Below are 1,684 nucleotides of genomic sequence, written 5' to 3' on the forward strand. Positions count from 1 at the left end.
TCCGGCCTTCACCAGCTCGACCAGTTGCGCCCGAAATTCCGCCGGGTACGGGGTACGATGCTTGGCCATAATCGGCACCTCCTTCTCCAAAGGATAGATGTCCGTTTTTGCGGGTCAATCTCAGTCTTGCACGTAGTGGCGCAGCCGCGAGGCCCGGGGTTATGCAGCTACATCCGTTGCCTGCTGAGCCACGAGCCAGTCTCGCATGAACTGGGCCGGCGACACAAAGCCGAGTGACGAATGACGACGACTGCGGTTGTAAAACACTTCGATGTATTCGAACAAGTCCGCTGCGGCTTCGCGATGCGTGCGATAGCGCGCTGCATGAACCCGTTCATTTTTCAGGCTTGCGCACGACCTCGGCGGTGTTGTTGCGAAGCGTCGCGCAGCACCCGCTAAAAGCTCGATTCCGACGCCAGGCACACACCGCGGTCTGCCAAGCTCGGCACGATTTGACTAGGCGGCAAGCTCGCAAATTCGGCACTATTGGCCACCTCGAGAATCTGCCGCCGCTCGGCTTCGCTCAGCTTGTTACGCGGCTCTGGCCGATTTGGCGTACGCGGCCATCGGCGTACAGCGTCGCCGTCATCCACCCAGCGCTGGAACGTGCGTGCCGCTCAGCCCCAACTCTTCACAGCCTTCTGCAGGCGGCAGCCCGAGCCCACCGCCTCTCGGATCAACGATATGCATAACAGGCGATCAGGGACATTGGTCAGTCGTCCTCTTGTTCTCCCCAGATCGCCTGGGCTTTTTTCGAAGTACGAGCAGCGCCGCAGCTTCTGCCTGTGCCCTTCTCTTTGCGCTTCAACTCCTTTTCCAGTTGTTTGATGCGCTGCTTGTCTTCTTTGGGCTGCTGACGTTGCTCGCGCGCCTGTTCGGCAGCATTCCGTTGGCGGCACTGAATGAACGCCGTCGCCGCGCGGTGAAGATGCGCATCGAAGGCGTAGCGTTGAAAGAGGTGGCGCTGCGTTGCGAGATGTCGCCCACGACGGTGATTGCGGCCTGCAAGGCGTACGAGGCGGGGCGGCTGGCGTGCCGTGGATGTCGGGCCTCGCGGTCGTCCGCCGGGTACCGGACGCAGCCTGAGCGCAGATCAGGAGCGGGTCGTGCAGAAAATCATCCGGGACCGCACACCTGACCAGTTGAAAATGCCTTATGCCCTGTGGACCCGTCAGAGCGTGGCCGAAGTGATCGAACAACGGTTCGGCATCCGTGTGCCGGTTCGTACGATGGGGCTGTATCTGTGGCGCTGGGGCTTCACCCCGCAAAAGCCATTGAAGAAGCTTATGAGCAATCGCCGGCGGCGATCAGGAAGTGGCTCGATGAACACTATCCTGCCATTGCGCAGCGGGCCCAGGCTGAAGGAGCCGAAGTCCACTGGGGTGATGAAACCGGACTGCGCTCCGACGATGTTCGGGGCCGCGGTTACGCGCCCACGGGAAAGACACCGGTGCTCAAGGTCAACGCGAAGCGTGCCGGCCTGTCGGTCATCTCCACCGTGACGAATAAAGGACAGATGCGCTGGAAGTGAGCCGCCCCGGGTTTTCCGGAGACCGTTTTTGCTTGCGTCATGCCACAGTGACAGACTCAGCGAGATTTGCATAGTAAGCGGCTTCTGCCTCGGCAGGTGGAATGTTGCCGATGGGGCCGAAGAGCCGACGATTGTTGAACCAGTCCACCCATT

Annotated in this window: 3 pseudogenes; 1 reads left to right on the forward strand and 2 read right to left on the reverse strand. The window is 60.9% G+C overall.

Annotation, left to right across the window (positions count from 1 at the left end):
* Positions 1-159: 159 nt before the first annotated feature.
* Positions 160-348, reverse strand: a pseudogene (locus tag AB3X86_RS38100) (IS3 family transposase); the annotation flags it as partial.
* Between the two features lie 50 nt (positions 349-398).
* Positions 399-886, reverse strand: a pseudogene (locus AB3X86_RS38105) (IS3 family transposase); the annotation flags it as partial.
* Between AB3X86_RS38105 and AB3X86_RS38110 the strand changes: the two are divergent.
* Positions 860-1,528 (forward strand): annotated as a pseudogene (locus tag AB3X86_RS38110) (IS630 family transposase); the annotation flags it as partial. The pseudogenes AB3X86_RS38105 and AB3X86_RS38110 sit on opposite strands and share 27 nt — an antisense overlap.
* Between the last annotated feature and the right edge of the window lie 156 nt (positions 1,529-1,684).

Source organism: Paraburkholderia sp. BR14374 (assembly GCF_040948685.1).
In the GTDB taxonomy this organism is placed as follows: Bacteria; Pseudomonadota; Gammaproteobacteria; order Burkholderiales; family Burkholderiaceae; genus Paraburkholderia; species Paraburkholderia youngii.